At 49.4% G+C, this 24,524-nt stretch carries 20 protein-coding genes and 1 CRISPR repeat array; of the genes, 19 read left to right on the forward strand and 1 reads right to left on the reverse strand.

The window, feature by feature from the left end; all coding sequences use genetic code 11:
• Window positions 1-10 precede the first annotated feature (10 nt).
• The 19 genes from csm3 (at window position 11) to KTH89_RS02815 (ending at window position 23,382) form a co-directional block, all read left to right on the forward strand.
• Complete coding sequence (gene csm3, locus KTH89_RS02725) at window positions 11-682, forward strand: type III-A CRISPR-associated RAMP protein Csm3 (protein ID WP_238720532.1); 672 nt, start codon at window positions 11-13, stop codon at window positions 680-682.
• On the forward strand, window positions 663-1,649 hold the full coding sequence (csm4, locus tag KTH89_RS02730; protein WP_238720533.1) for a type III-A CRISPR-associated RAMP protein Csm4: 987 nt from the start codon (window positions 663-665) through the stop codon (window positions 1,647-1,649). Before csm3 ends, csm4 begins: the two co-directional genes overlap by 20 nt.
• Window positions 1,646-2,716, forward strand: coding sequence for a type III-A CRISPR-associated RAMP protein Csm5 (gene csm5, locus KTH89_RS02735; RefSeq protein WP_238720534.1), 1,071 nt, complete (start codon window positions 1,646-1,648; stop codon window positions 2,714-2,716). Before csm4 ends, csm5 begins: the two co-directional genes overlap by 4 nt.
• A 21-nt stretch (window positions 2,717-2,737) precedes the next feature.
• The gene (gene cas6, locus KTH89_RS02740; RefSeq protein WP_158342870.1) at window positions 2,738-3,484 is read left to right on the forward strand and encodes a CRISPR system precrRNA processing endoribonuclease RAMP protein Cas6; all 747 of its coding nucleotides are present in this window, start codon (window positions 2,738-2,740) and stop codon (window positions 3,482-3,484) included.
• Between the two features lie 167 nt (window positions 3,485-3,651).
• A CRISPR array of direct repeats spans window positions 3,652-5,162; the repeat unit is 33 nt; unit sequence GTTACAACCTGCGCTCCGCGAGGAGATGGAAAC.
• A 134-nt stretch (window positions 5,163-5,296) separates the two neighbouring features.
• Complete coding sequence (gene csm6, locus KTH89_RS02745; RefSeq protein WP_238720535.1) at window positions 5,297-6,661, forward strand: type III-A CRISPR-associated CARF protein Csm6; 1,365 nt, start codon at window positions 5,297-5,299, stop codon at window positions 6,659-6,661.
• Window positions 6,662-6,843: 182 nt separating this feature from the next.
• Complete coding sequence (locus KTH89_RS02750; protein ID WP_238720536.1) at window positions 6,844-7,686, forward strand: shikimate kinase; 843 nt, start codon at window positions 6,844-6,846, stop codon at window positions 7,684-7,686.
• 130 nt (window positions 7,687-7,816) lie between these two features.
• A complete protein-coding gene (locus KTH89_RS02755) occupies window positions 7,817-8,782 on the forward strand; it encodes a substrate-binding domain-containing protein (protein ID WP_238720537.1) in 966 nt (321 codons plus the stop codon).
• A gap of 262 nt (window positions 8,783-9,044) precedes the next feature.
• A complete protein-coding gene (locus KTH89_RS02760; RefSeq protein ID WP_238720538.1) occupies window positions 9,045-9,737 on the forward strand; it encodes an ABC transporter permease in 693 nt (230 codons plus the stop codon).
• Window positions 9,730-10,431, forward strand: a complete 702-nt coding sequence (locus KTH89_RS02765; protein ID WP_238720639.1) for an ATP-binding cassette domain-containing protein — start codon at window positions 9,730-9,732, stop codon at window positions 10,429-10,431. The genes KTH89_RS02760 and KTH89_RS02765 overlap by 8 nt, the downstream gene beginning before the upstream one ends.
• 3 nt (window positions 10,432-10,434) lie before the next feature.
• The gene (locus KTH89_RS02770) at window positions 10,435-11,664 is read left to right on the forward strand and encodes a molybdopterin molybdotransferase MoeA (protein ID WP_238720539.1); all 1,230 of its coding nucleotides are present in this window, start codon (window positions 10,435-10,437) and stop codon (window positions 11,662-11,664) included.
• Window positions 11,665-11,697: 33 nt separating this feature from the next.
• Window positions 11,698-13,617: a molybdopterin biosynthesis protein gene (locus KTH89_RS02775; protein WP_238720540.1), complete on the forward strand. Its 1,920-nt coding sequence runs from the start codon at window positions 11,698-11,700 to the stop codon at window positions 13,615-13,617.
• 210 nt (window positions 13,618-13,827) lie between these two features.
• Window positions 13,828-14,592 (forward strand): type I 3-dehydroquinate dehydratase, encoded by a 765-nt coding sequence (gene aroD / locus KTH89_RS02780; protein WP_238720541.1) that lies wholly within the window; start codon window positions 13,828-13,830, stop codon window positions 14,590-14,592.
• Between the two features lie 105 nt (window positions 14,593-14,697).
• Window positions 14,698-15,891, forward strand: coding sequence for a phosphoenolpyruvate hydrolase family protein (locus KTH89_RS02785; protein WP_238720542.1), 1,194 nt, complete (start codon window positions 14,698-14,700; stop codon window positions 15,889-15,891).
• 408 nt (window positions 15,892-16,299) lie between these two features.
• Window positions 16,300-17,505, forward strand: coding sequence for a Tm-1-like ATP-binding domain-containing protein (locus tag KTH89_RS02790; RefSeq protein ID WP_238720543.1), 1,206 nt, complete (start codon window positions 16,300-16,302; stop codon window positions 17,503-17,505).
• 47 nt (window positions 17,506-17,552) lie between these two features.
• A complete protein-coding gene (locus tag KTH89_RS02795; protein ID WP_158342882.1) occupies window positions 17,553-18,383 on the forward strand; it encodes a phosphoenolpyruvate hydrolase family protein in 831 nt (276 codons plus the stop codon).
• Between the two features lie 267 nt (window positions 18,384-18,650).
• Window positions 18,651-20,039: an SLC13 family permease gene (locus KTH89_RS02800; protein ID WP_158342883.1), complete on the forward strand. Its 1,389-nt coding sequence runs from the start codon at window positions 18,651-18,653 to the stop codon at window positions 20,037-20,039.
• A gap of 83 nt (window positions 20,040-20,122) precedes the next feature.
• Window positions 20,123-22,006 (forward strand): aryl-sulfate sulfotransferase, encoded by a 1,884-nt coding sequence (locus tag KTH89_RS02805; RefSeq protein ID WP_238720544.1) that lies wholly within the window; start codon window positions 20,123-20,125, stop codon window positions 22,004-22,006.
• A 150-nt stretch (window positions 22,007-22,156) separates the two neighbouring features.
• Window positions 22,157-22,933, forward strand: a complete 777-nt coding sequence (locus KTH89_RS02810; protein WP_238720545.1) for a threonine/serine exporter family protein — start codon at window positions 22,157-22,159, stop codon at window positions 22,931-22,933.
• A complete protein-coding gene (locus tag KTH89_RS02815) occupies window positions 22,930-23,382 on the forward strand; it encodes a threonine/serine exporter family protein (protein WP_238720546.1) in 453 nt (150 codons plus the stop codon). Before KTH89_RS02810 ends, KTH89_RS02815 begins: the two co-directional genes overlap by 4 nt.
• Here KTH89_RS02815 and KTH89_RS02820 read toward each other — a convergent pair whose 3' ends face one another.
• Window positions 23,383-24,402, reverse strand: coding sequence for a LacI family DNA-binding transcriptional regulator (locus KTH89_RS02820; RefSeq protein WP_158342887.1), 1,020 nt, complete (start codon window positions 24,400-24,402; stop codon window positions 23,383-23,385). It abuts the gene before it with no gap.
• Window positions 24,403-24,524 lie beyond the last annotated feature (122 nt).

The following is a 24,524-nucleotide window of genomic DNA, read 5'->3' on the forward strand; positions in this document are numbered from 1 at the left end:
AGGGAAAACAATGAGTGATAAAGTCATAATAAAAGCAGATCTGAGGGTGTTGACTGGTTTACATATAGGCGGATTGGAGGAATATGCCGCAATTGGCGCAGTAAAAAGTCCGGTTATCCGGGACAAAAGAACGAATTATCCAATCATCCCGGGTAGCAGCTTGAAAGGGAAAATCAGGGCTTTGCTGGCCAGAAGTATGGAAACAACGGGTGTAGTATACAGCTCTCCCAACAAAGATCCTGAGATACTGCTTCGCATGTTCGGGACATCGGAGAAACCCATCAGAAGAAGCAGACTGCAATTCGCGGACGCTTTCTTAAAAAATAGAGAGGAATTTTTACACCTGAGCGATGTAACGGAAGTAAAGGCAGAAAATAGAATAGACAGGGTGACTGCGAAAGCGACACCGAGATCCATCGAGAGGGTGGTCAGCGGAGCCCTGTTCGAGGTTTGCATCGTTTATAATGACGAGGATGACGGGCATCGGGATGAGGAGCTTGAGTTGCTGGCAAAGGGGATGAAGCTGTTGCAGATTGATTATCTGGGAGGTCATGGGACCAGAGGAAGCGGCCGTGTAAGCTTTGAGAATATCCGCATTGATACGCTGAATTTGGAAACTGACCTGTCTAAGATCAAAAAACTGTTTATGGAAGTGGAAAAATATGAACTATTATCTATATAAAATACACTTTACTGGACCTGTTCATTTTGGAGATGGAGCTGACGCTAAGGCCCTGGAACATACGACGATCAGCCTATGTGCGGATACTCTTTTTTCCGCGCTGTGCCATAGTGCCAGCCAAATGGATGGAGAGAATAAAATACCGGCATTGGTTCAACCAATCATAAAGGGGCGGCTGGCTTTTTCAGATCTGTTTCCTTATAAAAAAGATACGCTTTATATACCGAAACCTATTCTCCCGGCGAAGTTAACCGGGGATATGGTGGATGCTTCCAGAAGGAAACAGATGAAAGGGCTTAAGTTTATACCTGTTACGAGACTGGAAGAATTTTGGAGAGGGCTGCAAGGAGAGCGGGAATTACATGTGGAAGAACTGGCTGCTGATTTCGGGACTCCGTGGGACATCATCAAGGCGGCGGTCCGGAATGACAAAGATGCATTGCCATATACGGTAAGCGGATTTCTGTTTTACGAGGATTGTGGTTTGTACGGTTTGGTCAAATACGAAAATCAAGATGACCTGAATCTGGTCCGCAGGCTTCTAAAAAATCTGGAAATGGATGGATTAGGCGGGAAAATAAGTTCCGGTTATGGGAAATTCCGTTTGCAAGAAGAAAAAATTCTGGATGACAGTGAGAAGTATCAGGATGGGCAGAGTTCATTTCTTAAGAACAGCCTGACGGCAAAAACGAAAGGATTGAGTCTGCTGCTTACGACGTCTCTTCCAAGGGATGATGAACTGGACAATTCGATGCAGGGAGCTTATTACACCCTTACCAGAAGAGGAGGTTATGTGCTGTCGGCAAAATATAGCGACCGTTTTTATAAGAAAAAAACGCAGTATTTTTTCGCTGCTGGTTCTGTATTTACAAATCGCTTTTTAGGAGACATTTATCATGTATCCCAAGAGAAAGAGCATCCGGTCTATCGTTATTCCTGCCCGATATTTATGGAGGTAAGACAATGATACGTGAAGGTTATCTGGAGAGTTATCAGATGATTTTGGAAACCCGATCGCCTGTGTTTGTAGGAAGCGGACAATCCTGCAATAAGGTAGAATATTATATGGACGCAAACAAGCGGAAGGTTTCCATATTAGATGATGAGAAGTTTTTTTCTTTCTTAATTGATAAGGGGTTAATTGAAAAGTATGAATCTTTTATCTTAAATCCAAATATTGGCTATCTATATGAATTTTTGTCGGAAAATTCTGTAACAGAGCAGGAGGTAGACTCATTTACCCGATACCATATCCGCTGCGGGCAAGGGTTAGAGAATGGAAGAAGCCTGAAAGAAATTTGGATGTTTTGCAGAGATCATTACGGCAGGCCTTATATTCCCGGGAGCTCTCTGAAAGGGGCATTAAGGACTGCTATATTGACGGGACTACTTTTGCAGAAGAATTATCTTCAGGTAAATGATAAGAATGCTAAGAAACTGGAACAGGCTTATTTGAATACACTGAAAGTAACGGAAGATCCCAAAGACGAACAAAATAGTATTTTAAGAGGCTTATCGGTGTCGGACAGCGAAATTATTTCATCCGATGATATGGTCTTATGCGGAAAATGGGACCTGACTCCCAGTGGGAAAAGGAAACAGCTATCTTTGGTACGTGAATGTGTCCGCGCGGGAGTTAAAATCAGAAGCCGGATAACGATTGACAGAAGTATTTGGAAAGATCGGGATCTTAAATTTTTAGAACAATGTATTCAGGCTTTTGGAAAGCATTATAAAGCTACATATTTACCTTATTATTCAAATTACAAAGGCTGTGAAATCCCCGCGGATAATCAGATGCTGGTGATTGGAGGAGGCAGCGGATATTTTTCCAAAAATATTGTATACGCAGCCTTAGGTAAGGACAAACATGCACAGGCGGTGAAACTGGTATCCTCTGTAATGAAGAAGCAATTTCCAAGGCATTATCACGACAAGGACGAGCAGGTGGGTATCTCACCCCAAAATTTGAAGTGTACTTATTATAATCAAAATTTTTATCATTATGGTGTATGTTCGGTAGGATTTAAATAGAAGGAAAGCAGGGAAACGGTATTGGCAAAAAAATTTACAGTTGAATGGGAATATAAAGGCGAAGTAGATGTGAATCCCGGATATGCTTTCTATGGGTTTCTGAGTAACAAGCTGAACTCGGAGATGTCGGAATTATTGCATCAGCAGAAACGGGTAATGATGAGCCAATATGTGAAGTATGATAATCGGATGCATCGGGCGGTTTGGATGCTTTCCTGTTTTGATGATAAGCTGGAGCAGCAGATAGACGATATGCTAAATGGCGGGAAGGCAGATATCCGTGGTAAGGAATTTCATATGGTACAGAAGAAGGAAGAAATAATTCCGGGCCAGCGTGAGATCTTTTTCGAAGCAGGGATGCGTTATGGGGAGGCCAGGCAATATCGGATCTATTTTAACAGCCCGACGACATTTAAACAAAACGGAGAGTATGTGCTGTTTCCAACGGCAGAATTAATTATGCAGAGTCTAATCATGCATTGGAATCATATATTTCCGAATGTGCCGGTTAATGATGAGGATGCGGTTCGGCAGATTTTAGGCGGTACGAAGATCACGGCCTATAAATTGGAGAGCAGTTATTATCCTATGAAAAATATGTTCACAAAAGGCTTTCGGGGATATGTAATGATTAAACTGTATTTGCCCGAGCCATTGAGAATTTTAGCTCAAGCGTTGTTATACTTCGGTAATTGGTGTGGAGTCGGGGCAAAGACTGCGTTGGGGATGGGAGGGGTTTGTGTCGAGCGGATTAGAGGGAAAGATTGAAGTGCGAAATGGTAGTGAACATGAAAAGTATGGGAGATTCGCACCTTGGTGTTTTCAAGGCGGAGAGGTGTTTGCGGAAGCTTTTTGAAGAAAAATAGTGATTGTTTTTTGGTGTTCGCACTTTTTGGGTGTGGAGATGGCTTTGGGGGCGGTCAGGTTTTGGTGGGGTTACAACCTGCGCTCCGCGAGGAGATGGAAACGGTCGGAAGGTCAAGCGCGTGTGGCTGGACATGGTTACAACCTGCGCTCCGCGAGGAGATGGAAACTCTGGGAGTTATCGCCATATGAGGTAATGGATCTGAGTTACAACCTGCGCTCCGCGAGGAGATGGAAACCCCGAAGAGTCTATAAGAGACAGATTGAGCCAGGGTTACAACCTGCGCTCCGCGAGGAGATGGAAACAACAGGTAGTGGACGTAGCCAGGAGGCAGACACAGTTACAACCTGCGCTCCGCGAGGAGATGGAAACATTGGGTGATACGCTTAACAGACCGTTATTGCTAAGTTACAACCTGCGCTCCGCGAGGAGATGGAAACTCGTAATGATAAAACTTGCAGTTATACATACCGTGTTACAACCTGCGCTCCGCGAGGAGATGGAAACCCTTTGAAAGCCCCTGAATATGGCATAGATTATAGTTACAACCTGCGCTCCGCGAGGAGATGGAAACCTCAAGCGTTTTACCAGATATTTCAGTGATTTTAGTTACAACCTGCGCTCCGCGAGGAGATGGAAACAAAAGGACTTATAGAAGAAAATTGTTTTATCTCTGTTACAACCTGCGCTCCGCGAGGAGATGGAAACGTGTCCATCATATCGGAGATTGCCAATAAAAGCTGTTACAACCTGCGCTCCGCGAGGAGATGGAAACAACAATAACCTCAAGTTGATTGTCTGCCCTATCTGGTTACAACCTGCGCTCCGCGAGGAGATGGAAACTGTAAGGACTCCACTTCCGGCCGGCCGGACTGCGGTTACAACCTGCGCTCCGCGAGGAGATGGAAACCGAAGGAAATCGTCCAAAGCCTGTTTCCTGATCTGTTACAACCTGCGCTCCGCGAGGAGATGGAAACTTCGCAGGGAGGACATAGCGACCGTTGCGGAATGTTACAACCTGCGCTCCGCGAGGAGATGGAAACGTTTGTAAGGATGGCTTTTTGTACCACTTCCATAGTTACAACCTGCGCTCCGCGAGGAGATGGAAATCATTGCCGCTATGTCTATCTCGCGCAGCTGGTACTGGTTACAACCTGCGCTCCGTGAGGAGATGGAAATTGGAAAAATATTGCATATATTGGAAAAACATCAAGTTACAACCTGCGCTCCGCGAGGAGATGGAAATTCCATTAGGCAAATGAAGTGTAGTATCCATCTCAGTTACAACCTGCGCTCCCCGAGGAGATGGAAATACCCAACTCGCCAGCTCTTCTGCCCGTTCAAACAGTTACAACCTACGCTCCGCGAGGAGATGGAAATAGGGGGCAACCGAACGATGGGATGGCGGGGAACGTTACAACCTACGCTCCGCGAGGAGATGAAAATGGTCTTGGCTTATGCGTTTCCACGTAAGCACCACAGTTACAACCTACGCTCCGCGAGGAGATGGAAATCTGGATGTTCGTATGTCCCAACTTTTTCTTCGATGTTACAACCTACGCTCCGCAAGGAGATGGAAATGTTGGGTTTTGCACCCGTTTCACTTGCTTTATTGTTACAACTTGCGCTTTACGAGGAGATACCGTATATAAGCTAAATATTATATTTAACAACTCCTTATAATTTGTAGTAAATACAGAAAGAAGGACCCACAAATGAAAAAAAATATATTATTCTCAGCAGTAAGCGGCACCGATCCCATATCAAAAAATAGTGACGGTCCTCTATTACATATTTGTCGAAAATATAGACCAACTGAAATTTATCTATATTTATCGAAGGAAATGTTGGAATTACACAGAAGAGATGATCGCTATTGCCTAAGTCTGAATAAATTAGGAGAGAAATTAGGATGTACGTTCACGATTGAAGTTATTGAAAGACCTGAATTAGATAATCCACATGTGTTTGATATTTTTTATAAAGAATTTCGCAGTATATTAAATAATATATGGGAGAAACACGAAGGAGAAGATTTCGATTTCCTTTTGAACGTATCTTCTGGAACACCCGCGATGGAAGCAGCTTTACAGACCTTGGCAGCTTTCGGTGAAAATAAATATATACCGATTCAAGTAACTTCTCCTGCAAAGGGAGGTAATTTTCCAAAAGAAGATTTTATTATTGAAAAAGTATGGGCAACGAATAAGGATAATGAAGAAAAATACTGTGATCGGAGCGTAGTCTCGGAAAATCTGAATCTGGTTGAAGAGATAAGATACGGTATTATTAGACGGCATCTGAAGGTATACGATTATATTGCGGCAAACACGGTTGCAAACACTTGTAATCATCTGTCAGATGTCATATTAGCGATGCTGGAAGCTTCGGAAGATCGTTTTCGCTTAGATTTAGACAAAGTCGAAGCGTTGCAAAAACAGTATGATTTTAATTTTATGCCTACGACAGATGCAAGATACCAAATGAATATAGAATATCTTTTAACTTTGGATATCAAGCGTAAGCGCAAGGAATATGTTGATTTTATAAGAGGTGTTACGCCTATTAATTTAGACTTGTTAGAGATTTATTTATCAAATATTTTAAATATTAATATAAAAGACTATTGCGAAACATTTGCAAGCGGTAAAGTATGTATTACCCAGAGAAAATTGAAGAAAACCGAAAAGGGCAGAGATGTTTTAGAGAAACTGGAAGGTGGTTTTAAAAAAGGAGCTGCAAAAGGATATAACGACAGATTACCCTATTCTTCTGAACATCTTAGAATTCTAATAGAAAGTTATGGTAATGATAGAAATGTCTTTGCTATGGTGGCGGAATTGAGAACAGTAGAGATAAAAGTGCGTAATTTAGCAGCGCATGTAATTATATGCCTTACCGAAGATAAAATAAAAAAAGAATGTGGAAAATCTCCGGATGATATTATGAATATTTTATGGGGATTAGCCAGAAAAGCTGGTATTATTCAGAATGAGGACATCCAATCATCATACCGTAATATGAACGATCAAATAATACAAGAAATATATTCCGGTAATAAAAATGTCTCTTTTTCATAATTTAATTAACTTATACATAGTCCTCGACGATAGAAAGACAGCATAATTTATTACATTAAATTGAAAAAGTGTTTGAATTGATATTTGTATATTGCTATAATATAACCTTACAGAGATTAAAACGAAAGTGTAAATGTATGTTCTTTACATACTTAAAAACAAATTAGACAACGGAGGTAACAATGCAAACCCAAGACATAGAAAAACTGCAAGAACGCATTCGGCAGTGCGACGAACACATTATAGAAGCTCTGATACAGAGAATGCAGTTGACCAGAGAGCTGGCGGAACTCGATAAAAAGTATCACCAGCCTTTGCTGACAATGGTTTCAGCACAAGGAGGAGGGAGGAGCGGAAATCACGATGGCAGCCGGGAAGATAACCCATCTGAAGGGCTGTACGGATATCTGGACACCATGCTCCGGGGCTGCCCAGATGAAACAATGATCCGTGAGATCTATCAGACGGTTATGGAAAGTACCAAAAAAGTCCGGGCACAGTCTCTGTTCTCCTGCAACATCCTGCTGGTAGGCTTCATGGGAACCGGTAAGAGCACGGTCTCCTCCTATCTGGTGAAAGCCCTCGGCGTGGAAGAGATCGATACGGACCGCCTGATCGAGCAAAGAGAGGGCCGGAGTATTGCCGGCATCTTCGAAACGGACGGGGAGGCTTATTTCCGCCGATGTGAAACCCAGCTGCTGGCAGAGCTGCAGAAACGGAAAAACCTGATTATATCCTGCGGCGGCGGCATGGTGCTGCAGGAGGAGAATGTACGTCTGATGAAAGAAAACGGGAAAATCGTACTGCTGACGGCCAGTCCCGAGACGATCTACGGGCGGGTGAAGGACAGCCGGGAACGCCCGCTTCTCAATAATAACATGAACGTGGAATTTATCGCCGGGCTGCTGGAGAAGAGGCGGCCGAAGTACCTGAAGGCAGCGGATATCATCATTGATACCGACGGAAGAGACGTGGCGGATATCTGTGAAGAGTTGATTGAAAAAGTAGCGGGAAGTGCGGAATAAGCTTTCATTTGCCGGAAAATTCCTGTATGATTAAGAAGTAAGAAGTTAAGCAGCAGGGAGAGAGTTATAGATATCAGCCGTGATATTAATCCCGGTTCCTGCAATACTTTTGTTTCAAGGGAGGGTTACGATGAAAAAAACAAGAAAGATCCTGTCACTTATTCTGGGCCTGCTCATAATCGCAGCTGCGGCCGCAGGCTGCGGAAAAAAGGAAGAATTGCCGGCCGGGCCGGCGGAACCAGCCGCAGTTGAGATGCCCGAAGCACCGCCGGCAGAGCCAGCCGCTCCGGTGGAGAGTGAGAAACCGGCGGAACCTGAACAGACGCCGGCGGAAGAAAAAGGGGTGCTCTTGATGGCTACCACCACCAGTACCGATGACACGGGGCTGCTGGATTATCTGAAGCCCATATTCCTTGCGGATACCGGCTGGGATCTGCAGTGGGACGCCGTCGGCACGGGGGAAGCCCTGAAAATGGGTGAAAACGGCGACGTAGCCGTCGTTCTGGTTCACGCCAAGGCCAGTGAGGAAGAATTTATTGCAGGCGGTTATGGAGTGGAGCGTTTTCCGGTGATGTACAATGATTTTATCGTGGCGGGGCCGGCACAACCGATCGCCCATACAGATAATATAGAGGCTGTTTTTTCACGGATTATCAAAGAACAGCTGCCCTTCGTCTCCCGTGGGGATGATTCCGGAACGGATAAGAAAGAAAAACAGATCTGGAAGAAGCTGGCGCTTGATCCGGCGCAGGATCCGGAATATGTGGAGTCCGGACAGGGAATGGGCGCTACACTTACGATGGCGGACGAGATGAAGGCTTACTGCCTTACCGACCGGGGCACTTATCTGAAGATGAAGAAGGATGCTACCGTACCGCTGGAACTGGAGATTGTCTGCGAGGGTGACGCCAATCTGTTGAATCAATATGGAGTGATCGCGGTCAATCCTGATAAATATCCCGATATCAACAATGTGGGAGCCAATGATTTTATCGACTGGATCTGCTCCGAAAAGGTGCAGCAGCTGATCGGTGAGTTCGGTGTGGAAGAATACGGGCAGGCGCTCTTTGTGCCCAATGCCGGAACCGATTCTTAATTCATACGAAGATGCATAGCGCCGTATCCGCGTAGGACAGAGGTCTTCTTGCGGATACGGCGCCGTTTTTTATCTAAGGGTTGGGCCGCAAAATATGGTGGTCTGCAAAACTTGGTGGTCTGCAAAATATGGTGGCCTGCAAAATATGGTGGCCTGCAAAATAGGGCGGCCCGCAAAACAAACGGTATGATAAAAAGACGGTAAGAAAAATAGAAGGTAAGAAAAATAGATGGTATGATAAAAACGCGGAAGGGGGCTGGATATGAACGCGATTGAACAATGGATCAATGAGACATTTTCCAATGTAGGGGTATTAAGCTCGATTCAGGTGACGTTTCAGATGGCTGTCTGTTCCACCGCCATCTCCGCACTGCTGGGAATCCCGCTGGGCCTGCTGTTGGAGAAACACCAGTTTCCCGGCAAGCGTATTGTGGTGCGGGTGAACAGGACCTTGATGGGAGTGCCGCCGGTGGTGATCGGCCTGCTGGTATATATGCTTCTGATGCGGCGGGGGCCTTTGGGGGCGTTCCGGTGGCTGTTTACGATCAAGGGCATGGTTCTGGCGCAGACCCTCATTATCACGCCGATTATCTGCGGGATGGTCTACTCTTACGCGGTGCGCACCGCGCCCGCCATCCGGAATTTCGCCGTCACTATGGGGGCAAGCCCGATGCAGACGAACCGGCTGATGCTCCGGGAGATGAAAAACGAGATTTATTTTGCCATCCTCTCGGGCTTCGGGCGTTCGATCAGTGAAGTGGGAGCGGTTATGCTGGTGGGGGGAAATATTAAGGGAAATACCCGTACCATGACTACGGCGATATCTTTGCTGAAAAGCCAGGGGATTTTTACAGAGGGAGTGGCGCTGGGGCTTATATTGCTGCTCATGGCTTTTCTATTGCAATGCCTGGCGGACTTTTTCCGAAAGGAGGAAATTTCCGTTGAAAATGACTGATATCGAAAAGCGGGTCGGGGATTTCTGCCTCCGGATTCCTGAACTACAGCTGGAAAGCGGATGCATCCACGGGCTGATCGGCGGAAACGGTTGCGGTAAGACCACGCTGGCGAAGCTGATGATGGGGATTCTGACGCCGGATTCCGGACGGATCGACCGGGAGGGGCTTAACGAAAGGGAGATCACCATGACTACCCAGAGACCCTATCTGATGCATACCAGCGTCTATGAGAATCTGGTGTATCCGCTGAAGCTTCGGGGAAAGAAGCCAAGGGAGGCTGATGTCAGGCCATGGCTTACCCGCTGTGGGCTGTGGGAGAAAAAGGATCAGTACGCAGGCAGTCTGTCCGGAGGGGAACGGCAGAAATTGTCCATGATCCGGGCCATGATTTTTAAGCCAAAGCTGATTATCGTGGATGAAACCCTTTCGAACCTGGATCCGGACAGTGTGGAGCTGTTTGAACAGTGGATCCGGGAGATTCAGGCGCAGGCGGCTGTGACCTGGGTAATGATCAGCCATCAGCTTTCCCATATTTGCCGTATGTGCGATCAGATTCATTTCCTGTCACAGGGGGAACTGGCGGCCAGCGGCCCTGCGCGGGAACTGCTTAAGAACTGCGGGGACGAAAGGCTGAAAGCATTTCTGGAAAGGGAATCCCTGGATCTGAATGTCCGGGGAAGAAAGGTTGATTAAAATATGAAGCTGCTGAACGTGGATACATTGGAAGAAGCGGTCGGGAAACTGCTCCGGGCGGCTGAAACACTGCCGCTTCATACACAGATGATCCGGACAGAGGAAGCCTTGGGAAGGATACTGGCCGGTGATGCGGTAAGCGCTGAGGATATCCCGGGGTTCCGGCGCTCCACCGTGGACGGATATGCGGTTGTGGCTCAGGATACGCAGGGAGCGGCGGAGACGCTGCCGGTATTTTTGAAACTAACGGAAGAGGTGAGCGCAGGACAAGTGCCCGGGCGGTGCTTACAAAGCGGCCGTTGCGCCTATGTTCCCACCGGAGGCATGCTTCCGGAAGGGGCGGATGCCATGGTGATGATAGAGTATTGTGAGCCGTTTGGCGCGGGAGAGATCGCGGTGGGGCAACCGGTATCACCCGGCAGAGATGTGGTTCCTGTGGGGGAGGATATCCGGGCTGGAACTGTCTTTTTGAAAAGAGGGACCGAGATCCGTGCGCAGGAGATCGGAGCCCTTTTGGCGGCAGGAATCGGGAAAATCCCGGTCTTCGCGCCGTTTCAGGTTACTATATTATCTACCGGCGACGAATTGGTGGAGCCAGGGGTAACGCCCGGCCCCGGACAGATGCGGGACATTAATACGGGGGTGTTGAAAACGCTGGCCCGACAGTATGGCTGTGATGTGATTCATACCGGCCTGATTAAAGATGAGAAAGAGCAGTTCTTGCGTACGGTAAAGGCGGCAATGGGCGGCAGTGATCTGGTGCTGCTCTCAGGAGGAAGCTCAAAGGGAAACAAAGACTTTACCGCGGAGGTGATTGAACAGCTTGCCAGGCCGGGAGTATTTACGCAGGGCCTGGCGTTAAAACCGGGCAAGCCGACGATCCTGGGTTATGATGAGCCCAGCCGGACGATACTGGCCGGGCTGCCCGGGCATCCTGCGGCTGCGATGCTTGTGTTCGTTCTGCTGTTTGGTAGGATCTTTAAGCAGCTGCGGGGAGAAAAACCTCCGTTCTGTATCCGGGCTAAGATGGAATGTAATGTGCCGGGAGCGCCGGGAAGAGAGACCTGCCAGCTGGTACGGCTTCTGCCCGCGGAAGGCGGATATCTGGCCCGGCCGGTATTTGGAAAGTCGGGGCTTATAACCACGCTGACGGAAGCGGACGGTTATATTATGATACCCCTTAACCGGGAGGGACTTTGCACCGGGGAGAGCGTTGACGTATGGCTGATGTAAAGGGTAATTTATGTAGGAAAGGATAGAATCGGGATGGAGAAACGGAATCTTTATCTGAATAATATTCCGGCGGAGGAAGCGGTTGAGATCTATCGGAAGGCCCTCAAAGAGAGCGTCGATGTCAGCTATGAGAGGATACCGGTAACGGAGGCGCTGAACCGGGTGACCAGGTCGGCGGTTTATGCCAAATATTGTTCTCCCCTATACAATTCAGCGGCGATGGACGGTGTGGCTGTCCGAGCGGATATCACGAACCATGCCTCGGAGCGGGAGGCTGTGGAACTGGTGATCGGTGAGAACTGCCGGCTGATCGATACGGGGGATCCGGTCAGACCGCCCTATAACGCGGTAATCATGGCGGAGGATCTTGTGGAGACAACGGATCCGGACAGGTTCCGAATTCTGGCGTCGGCAGCGCCCTGGCAGCATGTGCGCCCCATTGGGGAGGATATCGTGGCCGGTGAAATGATCCTGCCCGGAGGGCACAGAATTCGACCGGTTGATATCGGCGTATTGCTTGCGGGAGGGATTCTGCAAGTGGAAGTTATCCGGCGTCCGCAGGTGGCGGTGATTCCTACCGGCTCTGAGATCATAGAGCCGGGCCGGGAGCCGCGGGAGGGAGAGATCATCGAGTCGAATTCCCGGATGTTTGAGAATCTGGTGACAGAGCAGGAAGGCCTGCCGCACCGCCTGCCGCCGGTTCCGGATGATTACGGACTGCTTCGGCAGACGGTTCTTAAAGCGGTGCGGGAACATGATATGGTATTGGTAAATGCCGGCTCCAGCGCGGGGACGGAGGATTATACCGTGCATGTGCTAAGAGAACTGGGGCAGGTGATCGTTCATGGCGTGGCGGTAAAACCCGGGAAGCCGGTGATTCTTGCGGTTGTGGAAGGAAAACCGGTCATCGGGCTCCCGGGCTATCCGGTATCCGCCTTCATCGGATTTCAGAATTTTGTGATACCTGTAATGGATCTTTACCTAGACCGGGACCGGCAGCCGGCGGGATGTGCCGAAGCGGTGCTGTCCAGACGCCTGATATCCAGCCTGAAATATAAGGAGTACGTCAGAGTCAAGATGGGAAAGGTAGATGAGAAACTGATCGCTGCGCCGTTGGCCAGAGGCGCGGGAGCGGCCATGTCCCTGGTGCGGGCGGATGGGTTTTGCATCATCGGCCAGAACCGGGAAGGCGTGGAGGCGGGAGAAACGGTGGAGGTAGAGTTGTTCCGAAGCCTTTCGGAAATCGAGCATACGGTGATGGTGATCGGAAGCCACGACCTGCTTTTGGATGTACTGGCGGATCTGATGCCGAGCCTACATCCGCATATGTTTTTGAGCAGTACCCATGTGGGGAGTATGGGCGGCCTGATGGCTCTGCGGCGGGGGGAAGCTCATGTGGCGCCGGTCCATCTGCTGGATCAGAAGACGGGAATTTATAACATATCCTATCTGGAGGAACTTTTTCACGAACCGGTGCTGCTGGTCAAAGGCGTGAAACGGATTCAGGGCTTGATCGTGAAAAAGGGAAATCCACGGAATATCAAAGAAATCCGGGACCTGCCGGGGCTTCGGTACGTGAACCGGCAGCGAGGGGCCGGAACCAGGATTCTGTTTGACTATCTGCTCAGTGAGAATGGCCTTGTGCCGGAAGAAATAGAGGGATACACCTATGAGGCTTCAACCCATATGGCTGTGGCGGCTCTGGTGAGCAGCGACGGAGCGGATGCCGGGATGGGGATCCAGTCGGCGGCGAAGGCCATGGATCTGGATTTTCTGCCGATCGGGGCGGAGGAATATGATTTTGCACTCTATCCGAAATCCCTTGAACTGCCGCATATACAGGCGTTCCTGGATGTGCTGCAAAGCAGGGAATTCCGGATGAAGCTGGAGGAATTGGGAGGATATGATACTTCCGGAATCGGGGAGCAGATTCTGATTCACGGTTTGTGTTAGGGAATATGACAAATTCCGTGGATATAACAATTCCGTGGATATACCCGTTGAGCGGAGCCTGCTTTTCGTGCTATAATTTACCGGTAGAAAAGAAGAGGCAGAAGCGGCAAAGGAAAGTCGAAATATGTCGGCAGCACGTAAATAAAGCAGATGAGAATATAGATTAAAGCAGATGAAAATATAGATTAAAGCAGATGGAGGAAAACACACATGAACCCGGTAATCGTACGCAATATAAAAATCGGAGAGGGAAGGCCAAAGATCTGTGTGCCCCTGGTGGGCGCGACGGAAAAAGAAATCTTAGGCCAGGCGGCAGAGCTGTCCGGCCTGCCGGCAGATATTGTGGAATGGCGTGCGGACTGGTTTGAAGAAGTATTTGATTTAGTACGGGTAAACCAGGTTTTGGTAAAGTTAAGAGAGGCAGCCGGCGGTCTGCCGCTTCTATTTACCTTCCGCACGGCCCCGGAAGGCGGGGAGAAGCCGATCTCTGGCGACGCGTACACGGAACTTCTGATCCGGTCGGCGCAAAGCGGGCTGATTGACTTGGTTGATATCGAATATTTTACGGTGGGAGAGGACATGCAGAAGTGTCTGGATGCGGCTCATGAGGCGGGCGTAAAAGTCATCGCGTCTAGCCATGATTTCGGAGGTACTCCTTCAAAAGAAGAGATGGTAGCCAGACTTCGGACAATGCAGGAGACGGGGGCGGATATTTCCAAACTGGCCGTTATGCCCCGGAGCACAAAGGACGTACTGGCCCTGCTGGATGCGACGCAGGAGATGGTATCGGGATATGCGGACCGTCCGGTGATTACCATGTCCATGGGCGGGATCGGGCTGATCAGCCGGCTCTGCGGGGAGGAATTCGGCTCCAGCGTGACCTTTGGAGCGGCGAAGCGGGTTTCGGCGCCGGGACAGATCCCGGTAACAGAGTTAGAGAGCATTCTTAAGACGATTCATGAGAACATGCAATGAAAAGGCAGCAGCGTTCGAAAAGTAGTTATATTAAGACAAGCTTTGACGTAAGATAGAGAAGAACCATGGGAACCATCTAAAAGGTACGGAAGCGGAGTGGTATCAATGCCTGATCGGGAAAAAATCTTAAAACAACTGCACGCCCAGATCCATGTCAACGGCCATATCATCGGCGTCGCCACCGGAAGCGGAATGACGTCCAAATATACGGTTCTGGGAGGGGCGGATCTGATACTGGCCCTGAGCGCCGGAAGGTTCCGGCAGATGGGCAGAAGCTCTTTGTGCTGTTTTCTTTGCTATGGCAACAGCAATGATATTGTTATGGAATTTGCCACCCGGGAGCTTTTGCCGGTGATTCCGGATACCCCGGTGATATTTGGCATCAATGCCAGCGATCCGGCCGTCCATCTCTATGAGTACATATCGAAAATCAAGGCGCTTGGATTCGCCGGGATCAACAACTTTCCTACGGTGGGCCTGATCGACGGGCAATTTAGGGAAGCGCTGGAGGAAGAGCAGGTTACCTATGACCGGGAGGTGGAGGCGATCCGGATCGCCCGGTTTCTGGACTTGCTGACCATCGCCTACGTATTTGACGAGGAGCAGGCAAAGAAGATGCTGGACGCGGGGGCGGATATTATCTGCGCCCATCTGGGTCTGACCACGGGAGGCCTGCTGGGGCCAAAGAAAGTCGTATCCCTGGAGAAGTCCGCTATGCTGGCCAGAAGAATCTTTGATGTATGCAAAGGCAGGACAGATGTGATCAAAGTCGTGTACGGCGGCCCGATCAAAACGCCCATTGATATGCAGTATTTCTATGAAACCACGGAGTGCCAGGGTTTCATCGGTGGATCTTCCTTTGAACGGATTCCGGCGGAGAAGGCGATACTGAATGTGACCCGGGCCTATAAGACCTCCGGCAGCCTGGATGAGGATAATGTGGTATATAAAGTGCTTATGGGGAATGGGCGGAATTATGACTACATTAATTATGTCAAACAGTTTATCCAGGAAAATTACCGGAGCCAGATTCATCTGGGAGATCTGGCGATGGCGGCCCATATCTCCCCTTCCTATCTGAGTACTCTGTTTAAAAAAGAGGAAGGCAGAAGCTTCAGTGAATACCTGGTGCGCTTTCGGATGGACCGGGCGGCGGAATTCATGGAGGATACGGGGATTCCGTTCGTCGAAGTGGCAAACATGGTTGGGTACACAGATTATGCCCAGTTCTGTAAGATGTTTAAAAAATACAAAGGAGTTTCCCCGACGGAATTTCGGAAATCTAATATAAACACATGAATTTCCAAAAGAAAGCCAGGGAAAAACAAATATAACCACATAAGATGCAAATATAACCACATTTACTAATGAAGAAAGAAACAGTAAAATGTACTTATCAAACATTTACTGTTTCTTTTATTTATTCACAGGAATACAACTGTTCCATAAAGAAAACACAAAAAGAAACAGCGGATTCCGCGAGTGGAATTCTGAAAAATCCGGCCGGATCAGAAAATGCAGTAAGAATAAGTGCCATGGAAAACGCGGCAGAACAAGTGGACAGTGGAACAAGTGGACAATGGAATAAGCTGGGTAATGGAATAACTCGGACAATGGAACGAGTTTAGCAGGCAAGAAGCGAAGCGCAGAAAAGAAGCGGACCATTGCAGGAAGCTTACGAAAGACAGATAGAAAGGAGGAAGATATTTGAAAACAATAGCGGTAGCAGGAACCTTTGATACAAAAGGGGAAGAATTTGCTTATGTGAAGGATTTGATTGAGAGCATAGGAATGAAGGCCTATATGATACATACAGGGGTATTCGAACCGGCGTTTCGGCCGGATGTCTCCAATCAGGAGCTGGCGGCAGCGGCGGGGGAGAAGATAGAAGACGTTGTAGCCAGAAAAGACCGGGCCTGGGCCATGGAAGTGCTGTCTAAGGGGATGGAAAAGCTTCTGCCGGTTCTTTACGATGAGGGAAAGTTTGATGGAATAATATCCTTCGGAGGATCCGGAGGAACGGCTCTTGTGACACCGGCCATGCAGGCGCTGCCCATCGGCGTGCCGAAGGTGATGGTATCCACCATGGCATCCGGGAACACGCAGCAGTATGTGGGAACCAGCGATATCGTCATGATGCCGTCGATCGTGGATGTGGCGGGGTTAAACAGCATTTCGGTGAAAATATTTACCAATGCCGTATTTGCCATCGCCGGAATGGTGAGCTTTGAAAACAAGAAGACCGTACCGGAGAAGCCGTTGATCGCGGCTACTATGTTCGGAGTGACGACGCCTTGCATTACCCATGCGAGAGAATATCTGGAGAAACGCGGCTACGAGGTGCTGGTGTTCCATGCCACAGGAATCGGAGGGCGCTCTATGGAAATGCTGATCCGTGCCGGATTTATCAAAGGGGTGCTGGATCTGACGACGACGGAGTGGTGTGACGAGCTGGTTGGAGGCGTTCTGAACGCAGGCCCCCACCGCAGCGAAGCGGCTTCCCTGTGTAAGATTCCCCAGGTGGTATCGGTGGGAGCCTTGGATATGGTGAATTTCGGGCCATACGATACGGTGCCTGAGAAATTCGCCGGCCGGAATCTGTATAAACACAATCCGATGGTGACGCTGATGCGCACGACCAAGGAAGAAAATGAACAGATCGGGGAAAAGCTGGCGGAAAAACTGAATATGGCAACGGAAAAAACCGTGCTGATGCTCCCCCTTAAAGGGGTATCCGCCATCGATGTGGAAGGCGGCGCTTTCTATGGGCCGCAGGAAGACCAGGTGTTATTCAACACCTTGAAGAGCAAAGTAAATACCGATGTAGTGGAAATAGAAGAAATGGACTGCAATATCAACGATCCCGCATTTGCCGAAGCGGCAGCGGAAAAATTAATAGAAATGATGAAATAAGAAAACAGAATAATTTATAAAATGGATGAAATAGGAGGATATGTGAAATGAACACAATGTCAAGAAAAGAGATCTTAGCAAAATTCAAAGAGGAAACAGCAAATGGAAAAATTCTGGTAGGCGTGGGCGCCGGAACCGGGATCACCGCCAAGAGCAGTGAGGCAGGAGGAGCCGACATGCTGATCATCTATAATTCCGGACGGTTCCGGATGGCAGGCAGAGGATCCCTGTCGGGACTTTTATCCTACGGCGACGCGAACCAGATCGTTGTGGAGATGGGATCTGAGGTGCTCCCGGTAGTAAAGAACACTCCGGTACTGGCAGGCGTGTGCGGAACCGACCCGTTCCGCGTGATGGATGTATATCTGAAACAGTTAAAGGATATGGGATTTAACGGTGTACAGAACTTCCCTACCGTAGGACTGATCGACGGCGTATTCCGCCAGAATCTGGAAGAAACCGGTATGGGGTACGGCCTGGAAGTGGATATGATCCGCAAAGCGCATGAGCTGGATATGCTGACCTGCCCTTACGTATTCGATCCCGAACAGGCAAAAGCCATGGCGGAAGCCGGAGCCGATATTCTGGTTGCCCATATGGGTCTGACGACAAAGGGAACGATCGGTGCGCAGACGGCTCTCACGCTGGATGATTGTGTCGTGAAAATCAAAGCGATCATCGAAGGCGGTAGAAGTGTTAATCCTGATGTTATGGTTATCTGCCACGGCGGACCGATCGCGGAGCCGGAAGACGCGCAGTATGTTATCGAGAGAATTCCGGAGATAGACGGATTCTTCGGAGCGTCAAGTATCGAACGGTTTGCCGCTGAAAGAGGAATTAAAGCGCAGACAGAAGCTTTTAAGGATGTTCACAGATAATAAGGATATAGAAAATAAAGATATAGAAAATAAGCAGGCATGACGGGGTGAAATCATGTTCTGGCGATAAGTATGTTATGTATTTAAATTCGTGTGTGGAGGACATACACGGTCCGTGAGACAGGCGCATAGAACACGAGAAGGGTGCGCTTTCGGAAAAAGCTTTTGCCATATAGCATTACATTATGGACAAAAGCTTTTTCCTTAGAAAAACGGAAAGAACCTTTTTACTGGCAGAATTATATATTGGAAAGAGAGGATCGGGGAATGAACAAAAAATCGATACCGTATGGACAGATTATAAAATGGGTGATTGCGATCGGCGTTCCGGCGCTGCTATATTTCATCATTCCGCAGTCAGATGCCGTTTCACCGGAAATGAGGAAGTTTTTCGTCGTTACCGCGTGGGCGATTCTGACCTGGGCGATGAACCTGATGCCGGTGTATATCTCCGGATTGCTGCTGACGATTGGGGCTATCCTCTGGGGTGTGGCGCCGGCGGCGGTGGTACTTTCACCCTGGACAGGGTCTGTTGTGTGGCTGTCCCTGGGAGGGCTGACCTTATCCGTTATTTTTGAAAAAAGCGGGCTGATGCAGAGAATTGCATATTTCTTCATTGTAAAGACCGGAGGATCCTACAAGGGGATCGTTACAGGAATCGTCCTGTCAGGTGTTGTCGTAGCATTACTGGTGCCGAATATGACCGGCCGGGTGGCTTTGTACTGTGCCCTCTGCTATGGGATCTACCATGCCCTGAAAATAAAGAACAACAGTAACACCGGAGCGGGCATCATGTTCGCGGGCTTTGTGGCCGCTATCGCCCCGGCCTGGCTGTACTTATCCGCCAGTGAGAATTTGCAGCTGGTCAATTCCTACTTAAAAGAAACCGGTCACGCGGTAAGCTGGATGGATTATTTCATTAGCAACTTCCCGGTCATGCTGATCTGGACTCTCGTGCTGTTGGTCATGGTGCGGATTCTGTTCAAACAGGATGTGCAGATCGATGGAAAAGAATATTTTGTAGAAAAATATAACGAACTTGGGAAAATGAAACCCAAAGAGATCAAATTCCTGGTTGTGCTGGTTTTACTTGTTATTGCCATGATATTTACCAATATAGACGCCGGATGGCTGTTCTCCCTGGCGGTGATCGCCTGCTATCTGCCGGGTGTGCAGGTGGCGGAAGTGGAAGATCTGAAGTCTGTGAATTTCCCGATGGTATTCTTCGTGGCGGCTACCATGTCCATCGGAAGCATGTCCAACGCAGTTGGTGTGGCGGATCTGGTCAGCAGTATCGTGATGCCGCTTCTGCAGAATGTAGGGAACCTGGGAATGACCGCGTTCGCATGGCTGACCGGTGTAATTACCGATATGATGATGACGCCTCTGGCTGGTATGGCAGCATTTTCGCCGCTCTTCATCGATATTGCCTCCAAGCTTGGCCTGAGCATCGTAGGCACCACCTTCAGCTTTGTATGGGGCGTGGAGCAGTTGTTCTTCCCCTACGAGTGGGCATTGTTCCTGATCCTGTTCAGCTATGATGTATTTGATATGAAAAAGGCGATCAAATTCTGTACGACCCGTACGGTGCTCAGTATTATATTCCTGATCCTTATTATATTCCCTTACTGGTCGCTGACCGGCTTCTTAAAGTAACTGGTATCGATTCGGCAGGTCCCGGTTAGGCGGGACCCTGCCTGCATGAATATCGCAGAAAACTGCGGACTGGAGGAAAAACAATGGATGCGCAAGCAATGAAATATGAAAAAAAAGAACATCTGGTCACAAGGCAGAACAAGGCGGAGCAGGAAATACTGGCGGAGTTTGAACGGGGAAACTATACGCTGAAAGCGCCCCTGGTCAAATTGAACCCCTATCTGATCTCACCGCTGACCGCCCTGGTTTTATTCCGCACGGAAGTAAAGCAGGAGGTTACCCTGACGGTCAAGGGCAAAGAGCACGCAGGAGATATTTCCCATACGTTCCCGCGCGATACGGTTCATATCCTGCCGGTGTATGGATTATATGGGGATTATGAGAATACGGTGGAACTTCGGACATCAGGGGGCGAGACCAGCCTGGTCACGATCCGCACAGAGCCCCTGGCGCCGGAGGTTCCGGTACCCACCTACTGTAAAGAAAATAAAGAACATATGGGAGACAATCTGATCTTTCTGACGCAGACATCCAAGGCGGATGCGCTGGCCTGTGATTACCGGGGAGATGTCAGATGGTATCTGACGGTGAACGTATCCTTCGACATGAAGCGGCTGGCCAACGGACATCTGCTGGTGGGAACCGACCGTCTGATCCGGCTGCCCTATTATGTCAGCGGTGTATACGAAATGGGAGTACACGGTAAGATTTACCGGGAATACCGGGTTCCGGGAGGTTATCACCATGACACGTTCGAGATGGAAGACGGCAATATTCTGATGCTGACCCAGGCCCCCGATGCAGAAACGGTGGAGGACGTACTGGCGCTGACGGACCGGGAGACCGGGAAGATCCTGCGCATCTGGGATTATAAAAAGCTTCTGCCCTATCAGTGCGCATCCACCTATTCCGGCTCCGGTTCCGCCCACGACTGGTTCCATAATAACGCCGTGTGGTATGATAAAAAAACCGACTCTATCACGCTGTCCGGGCGGCATCAGGATGCGGTAATCAATATCGATTACGTGAGCGGTGAGCTGAACTGGGTGCTCGGTGATCCCACCGGATGGCCGGAGGACTTTGTAAGCCGTTACTTTTTTAAACCGGTTGGGGAACCGTTCGAATGGTCCTATGAGCAGCACGGTGTCCTGGTCTGCCCGGACGGGGATATCATGATGTTCGACAATGGGCATTACCGTTCGAAGATTAAGGAAGAATACGCCAAAGCCGCCGACAGCTATTCCCGGGGCGTCCGTTACCATATCGACACACAGGCGCGCACGGTCCGTCAGGTCTGGCAGTATGGAAAAGAGCGGGGAGCGGATTTCTTTTCCCCTTATATCTGCAATGTGGAGTATTACGGCGAAGGGCGGTACATGGTACACTCCGGCGGAATCGCTTACAAGAACGGAGAACCGTTGGAGGGCCTTGGCAGTATGGACGGTACGGGACCGGACTGCCGTCTGAACTCCATTACCTGCGAGATCGTAAATGATGAGGTGGTCTATGAACTGCACGTTCCATCCAACGTATTCCGGGCCGAGAAACTGCCTGCTTATTATGCCGGAGAAGTGATGGAGCTCGGAGCCGGACGGGTATGCGGCGAAATGAGCGTTACCGGGGAATTCGACACCGAGGTACCGGCACAGGCGGCCGGGGAAACAGTGCCGGAACACTATGAGGCTTCCCTTACGGAAGAAGAGGACCGGATTCTGTTCAATGCGACTTATGAAAAAGGACAGCTGGCAATGCTGCTGCTGACCGGCGAGGATGACCGTGTCCACCGCTATTATATCAACACGTCGGCATCTAAGAATTTTGAAGCGATGTGCGTCGGAACATTCCTGAAAAACAATCCCCGGAATGTAGATCTGTTTATCAATAAGAAGGGGCTTGGCGGAAAATTCCGTGTGCAGCTTCTGGTAGATGAGAATATCTACGAGACAGGAATTATGTTAGATTTCTAAGACTGACTGTCCTGGTTTAAGTTATTTTTATGCGGTATATGTGAAAACCGGCGGCTTTGAAGAAATTCAAAACCGCCGGTTTTTTGGCCCTTGAAGCGGTCCGGGCCATGTGCTATGATGCTAACATAAAATGAGGAAAAGGGTGATCACGTGGATTATCAATCCCTGACAGACACCGCCGTACTGGCTGGTGAGATCATGTTAAAAAATAATGCGGAGACGTACCGCTGCGAAGAGACGATTACCCATATGCTGGAAGCGCAAAAGCCGGGCCGGGCGGAAGCGGTGGTGCTGACCACCTCCATCGTGGTGACGGCTTCCGATCGGGACATGCATCCCATTACCGTCGTACGCAGGATTAAGAACAGAGATACGAATCTCAACCGGATCTGCCGGGTGAATGAGATATCCAGACGTTTCTGCGCCGGCGCACTGACACTGAATGAGACCAGGGAAGAACTGATGTCCGTGTCCAGGGAGAGAATCTACCGTCCCTATCTGGTCAACCTGTGTCTGGTCATGGTGTCTATCTTCTATACCATGCTGCTGGGCGGAAATGCCATCGACTGTCTGAATGCTGCGGTATGCGGCGTCCTGATGGCAGCCATGACCTATGGGGGCAGCCGGATCGGCCTGAGGCCATTTATACGGGATTTTTGTATCTGTGCGGCTATCGCGGTCTGCGCCTGCGCGGTGGGCCGGTTCCTGCCGGTGCCCGTCCACCTGGACCTGATCATTATAGCAACCATGATGCCGATGATGCCCGGGGTGGCGGTGACCAATGCGGCCCGGGATACGCTTCAGGGGGATTACATGTCCGGCGGAGCCAGAATGCTGGAGGCGTTTGTGAAAGCGCTGGCCATCGCGTTGGGCGTGGGTCTGGGCCTCGGTATCTGTGGCCTGTTCGGATGGGAGGTCCTGCTATGATACTACAGATTATCGGTGCGTTCGTATCTGTCTTGTGTTTTTCCATCATCCTGGAGGTCCCCAGGAAATATCTGCTGTACACCAGTGCCACGGGCTCTCTTGGCTGGCTCATCTATCTGGTGGTGCTTCGCGTGGAAAACAGTACGATTATGGGGAGTCTGATCTCCGCCATCGTGGTTGCCCTGCTGTCCAATATCCTGGCCCGGAGCCGGAAAGCCCCGGTGACCACCTTCTTCGTTCCTGGAATCCTGCCGATCGTACCCGGCGTGGGCATGTTCCGCGTGGTCTATTACATGCTGGAGAAAGACTTTGAGGCGGTGAAATCGTATTTGTTTGAGACATTCATGATCGCGGGTGCGATCGCGCTTGCGATTTTTCTGATCGACTCTATCTTCCTGCTGTTTCTGAGATTTGACCGGCGGCGGGCTAAGGCAGGCAAAGGGAAGTAATCATCTCGGTTTGTATTTTTTGGTACTGTTTCGGATGATTAAGTCCCCGTCGATTAGCATCTTCTGAACCGGGGAATCCGGGTGGCTGATCTTGTGATCCAGCAGGCGTACCGCCCAGATGCCCAGATCTGCGGGATACGCGTTACAGGTGGTCAGCGGCGGATCGGAGATGGCGGAGAATGAGATATTATCAATTCCTACGACAGAGATATCTTCCGGAACTCTCACGCCGGCTTCTTTAAAAGCCTTGATGGCGCCCAGAGCAATACAGTCATTGATCGCCAGCATGGCGGAAGGAAATGTGACGCCCTGGCGCAGCAGGGCTTTTGTGCTTTCATAGGAACCGGAGAGGGAGGGCGGCACCTCGTGAATCAGCGAGGAATCAAAGGGAAGCCCCAGTTTTTGCAGGGCCGACTTATAGGAGGACCGGAGGCTCTGGCAGTTACAGGTGGGCAGGGAGTTGGCTAACAGACCGATCTTTGGATGCCCCAGATCGGCCAGATGCTTGACTGCGATATAGGACAGCTGTTCATTGTTGGCAACCACGCAGTCATAAGGCTCCTGAACCAGAAGATTGTCCACGATCACCAGCGGAGAATGAAGTTCCTGAAGATAGGTATTGTCGTGTGGATACCACTCGGTTCCCAGCAGAATCAGCCCGTCCTCCTGAGGCTGGCTGCGCAGCATATCGAAGACCTCCCCGGCATTGTGGGCATCGAAGGAGGTCATAATGAGATTATAGCCCAGACGTCTGGATTCGTGTTCTATGGAATCGATCATGGAGGAGACGAAATTTGCGTTTCCATCAACCAGATAAGAGTGCAGGCTGTACTTTAAAAAACGGATGCTTCTGGTCTGGCTGAACGGGAGAGGATCTGATTCAATTACATATCCGTTCTGTATAAGAAGCTCGGTGAGACGTTCCCGGGTTTCTTTATTTACCCCTTTTTTATTATGCAGCACCAGGGATACGGTGGCAGGTGAGACCTGTGCGGCCTGTGCGATGTCTTTTAGATTCAAAGTGGTTCCCCCTTTTTGGAGTATATTTTCTTTTGTGTTTGCCGGTAATCATTTATTCTGTTTTTTCTGTATCTATCATAGCAAGTTCTATTTTAAAATTCAAGGGATTATTTTAATAAAAT

Origin of the sequence: Diplocloster agilis (assembly GCF_019042275.1) — a bacterium.
GTDB lineage: Bacteria > Bacillota > Clostridia > Lachnospirales > Lachnospiraceae > Diplocloster > Diplocloster agilis.

What these genes read in the sequence shown, in the direction of transcription:
- csm3 (WP_238720532.1), top strand. Translation starts at nt 11, where the DNA reads ATGAGTGATAAAGTCATAATAAAAGCAGATCTGAGGGTGTTGACTGGT.
- csm4 (WP_238720533.1), top strand. Translation starts at nt 663, where the DNA reads ATGAACTATTATCTATATAAAATACACTTTACTGGACCTGTTCATTTT.
- csm5 (WP_238720534.1), top strand. Translation starts at nt 1,646, where the DNA reads ATGATACGTGAAGGTTATCTGGAGAGTTATCAGATGATTTTGGAAACC.
- csm6 (WP_238720535.1), top strand. Translation starts at nt 5,297, where the DNA reads ATGAAAAAAAATATATTATTCTCAGCAGTAAGCGGCACCGATCCCATA.
- KTH89_RS02750 (WP_238720536.1), top strand. Translation starts at nt 6,844, where the DNA reads ATGCAAACCCAAGACATAGAAAAACTGCAAGAACGCATTCGGCAGTGC.
- KTH89_RS02755 (WP_238720537.1), top strand. Translation starts at nt 7,817, where the DNA reads ATGAAAAAAACAAGAAAGATCCTGTCACTTATTCTGGGCCTGCTCATA.
- KTH89_RS02760 (WP_238720538.1), top strand. Translation starts at nt 9,045, where the DNA reads ATGAACGCGATTGAACAATGGATCAATGAGACATTTTCCAATGTAGGG.
- KTH89_RS02765 (WP_238720639.1), top strand. Translation starts at nt 9,730, where the DNA reads ATGACTGATATCGAAAAGCGGGTCGGGGATTTCTGCCTCCGGATTCCT.
- KTH89_RS02770 (WP_238720539.1), top strand. Translation starts at nt 10,435, where the DNA reads ATGAAGCTGCTGAACGTGGATACATTGGAAGAAGCGGTCGGGAAACTG.
- KTH89_RS02775 (WP_238720540.1), top strand. Translation starts at nt 11,698, where the DNA reads ATGGAGAAACGGAATCTTTATCTGAATAATATTCCGGCGGAGGAAGCG.
- aroD (WP_238720541.1), top strand. Translation starts at nt 13,828, where the DNA reads ATGAACCCGGTAATCGTACGCAATATAAAAATCGGAGAGGGAAGGCCA.
- KTH89_RS02785 (WP_238720542.1), top strand. Translation starts at nt 14,698, where the DNA reads ATGCCTGATCGGGAAAAAATCTTAAAACAACTGCACGCCCAGATCCAT.
- KTH89_RS02795 (WP_158342882.1), top strand. Translation starts at nt 17,553, where the DNA reads ATGAACACAATGTCAAGAAAAGAGATCTTAGCAAAATTCAAAGAGGAA.
- KTH89_RS02800 (WP_158342883.1), top strand. Translation starts at nt 18,651, where the DNA reads ATGAACAAAAAATCGATACCGTATGGACAGATTATAAAATGGGTGATT.
- KTH89_RS02805 (WP_238720544.1), top strand. Translation starts at nt 20,123, where the DNA reads ATGGATGCGCAAGCAATGAAATATGAAAAAAAAGAACATCTGGTCACA.
- KTH89_RS02815 (WP_238720546.1), top strand. Translation starts at nt 22,930, where the DNA reads ATGATACTACAGATTATCGGTGCGTTCGTATCTGTCTTGTGTTTTTCC.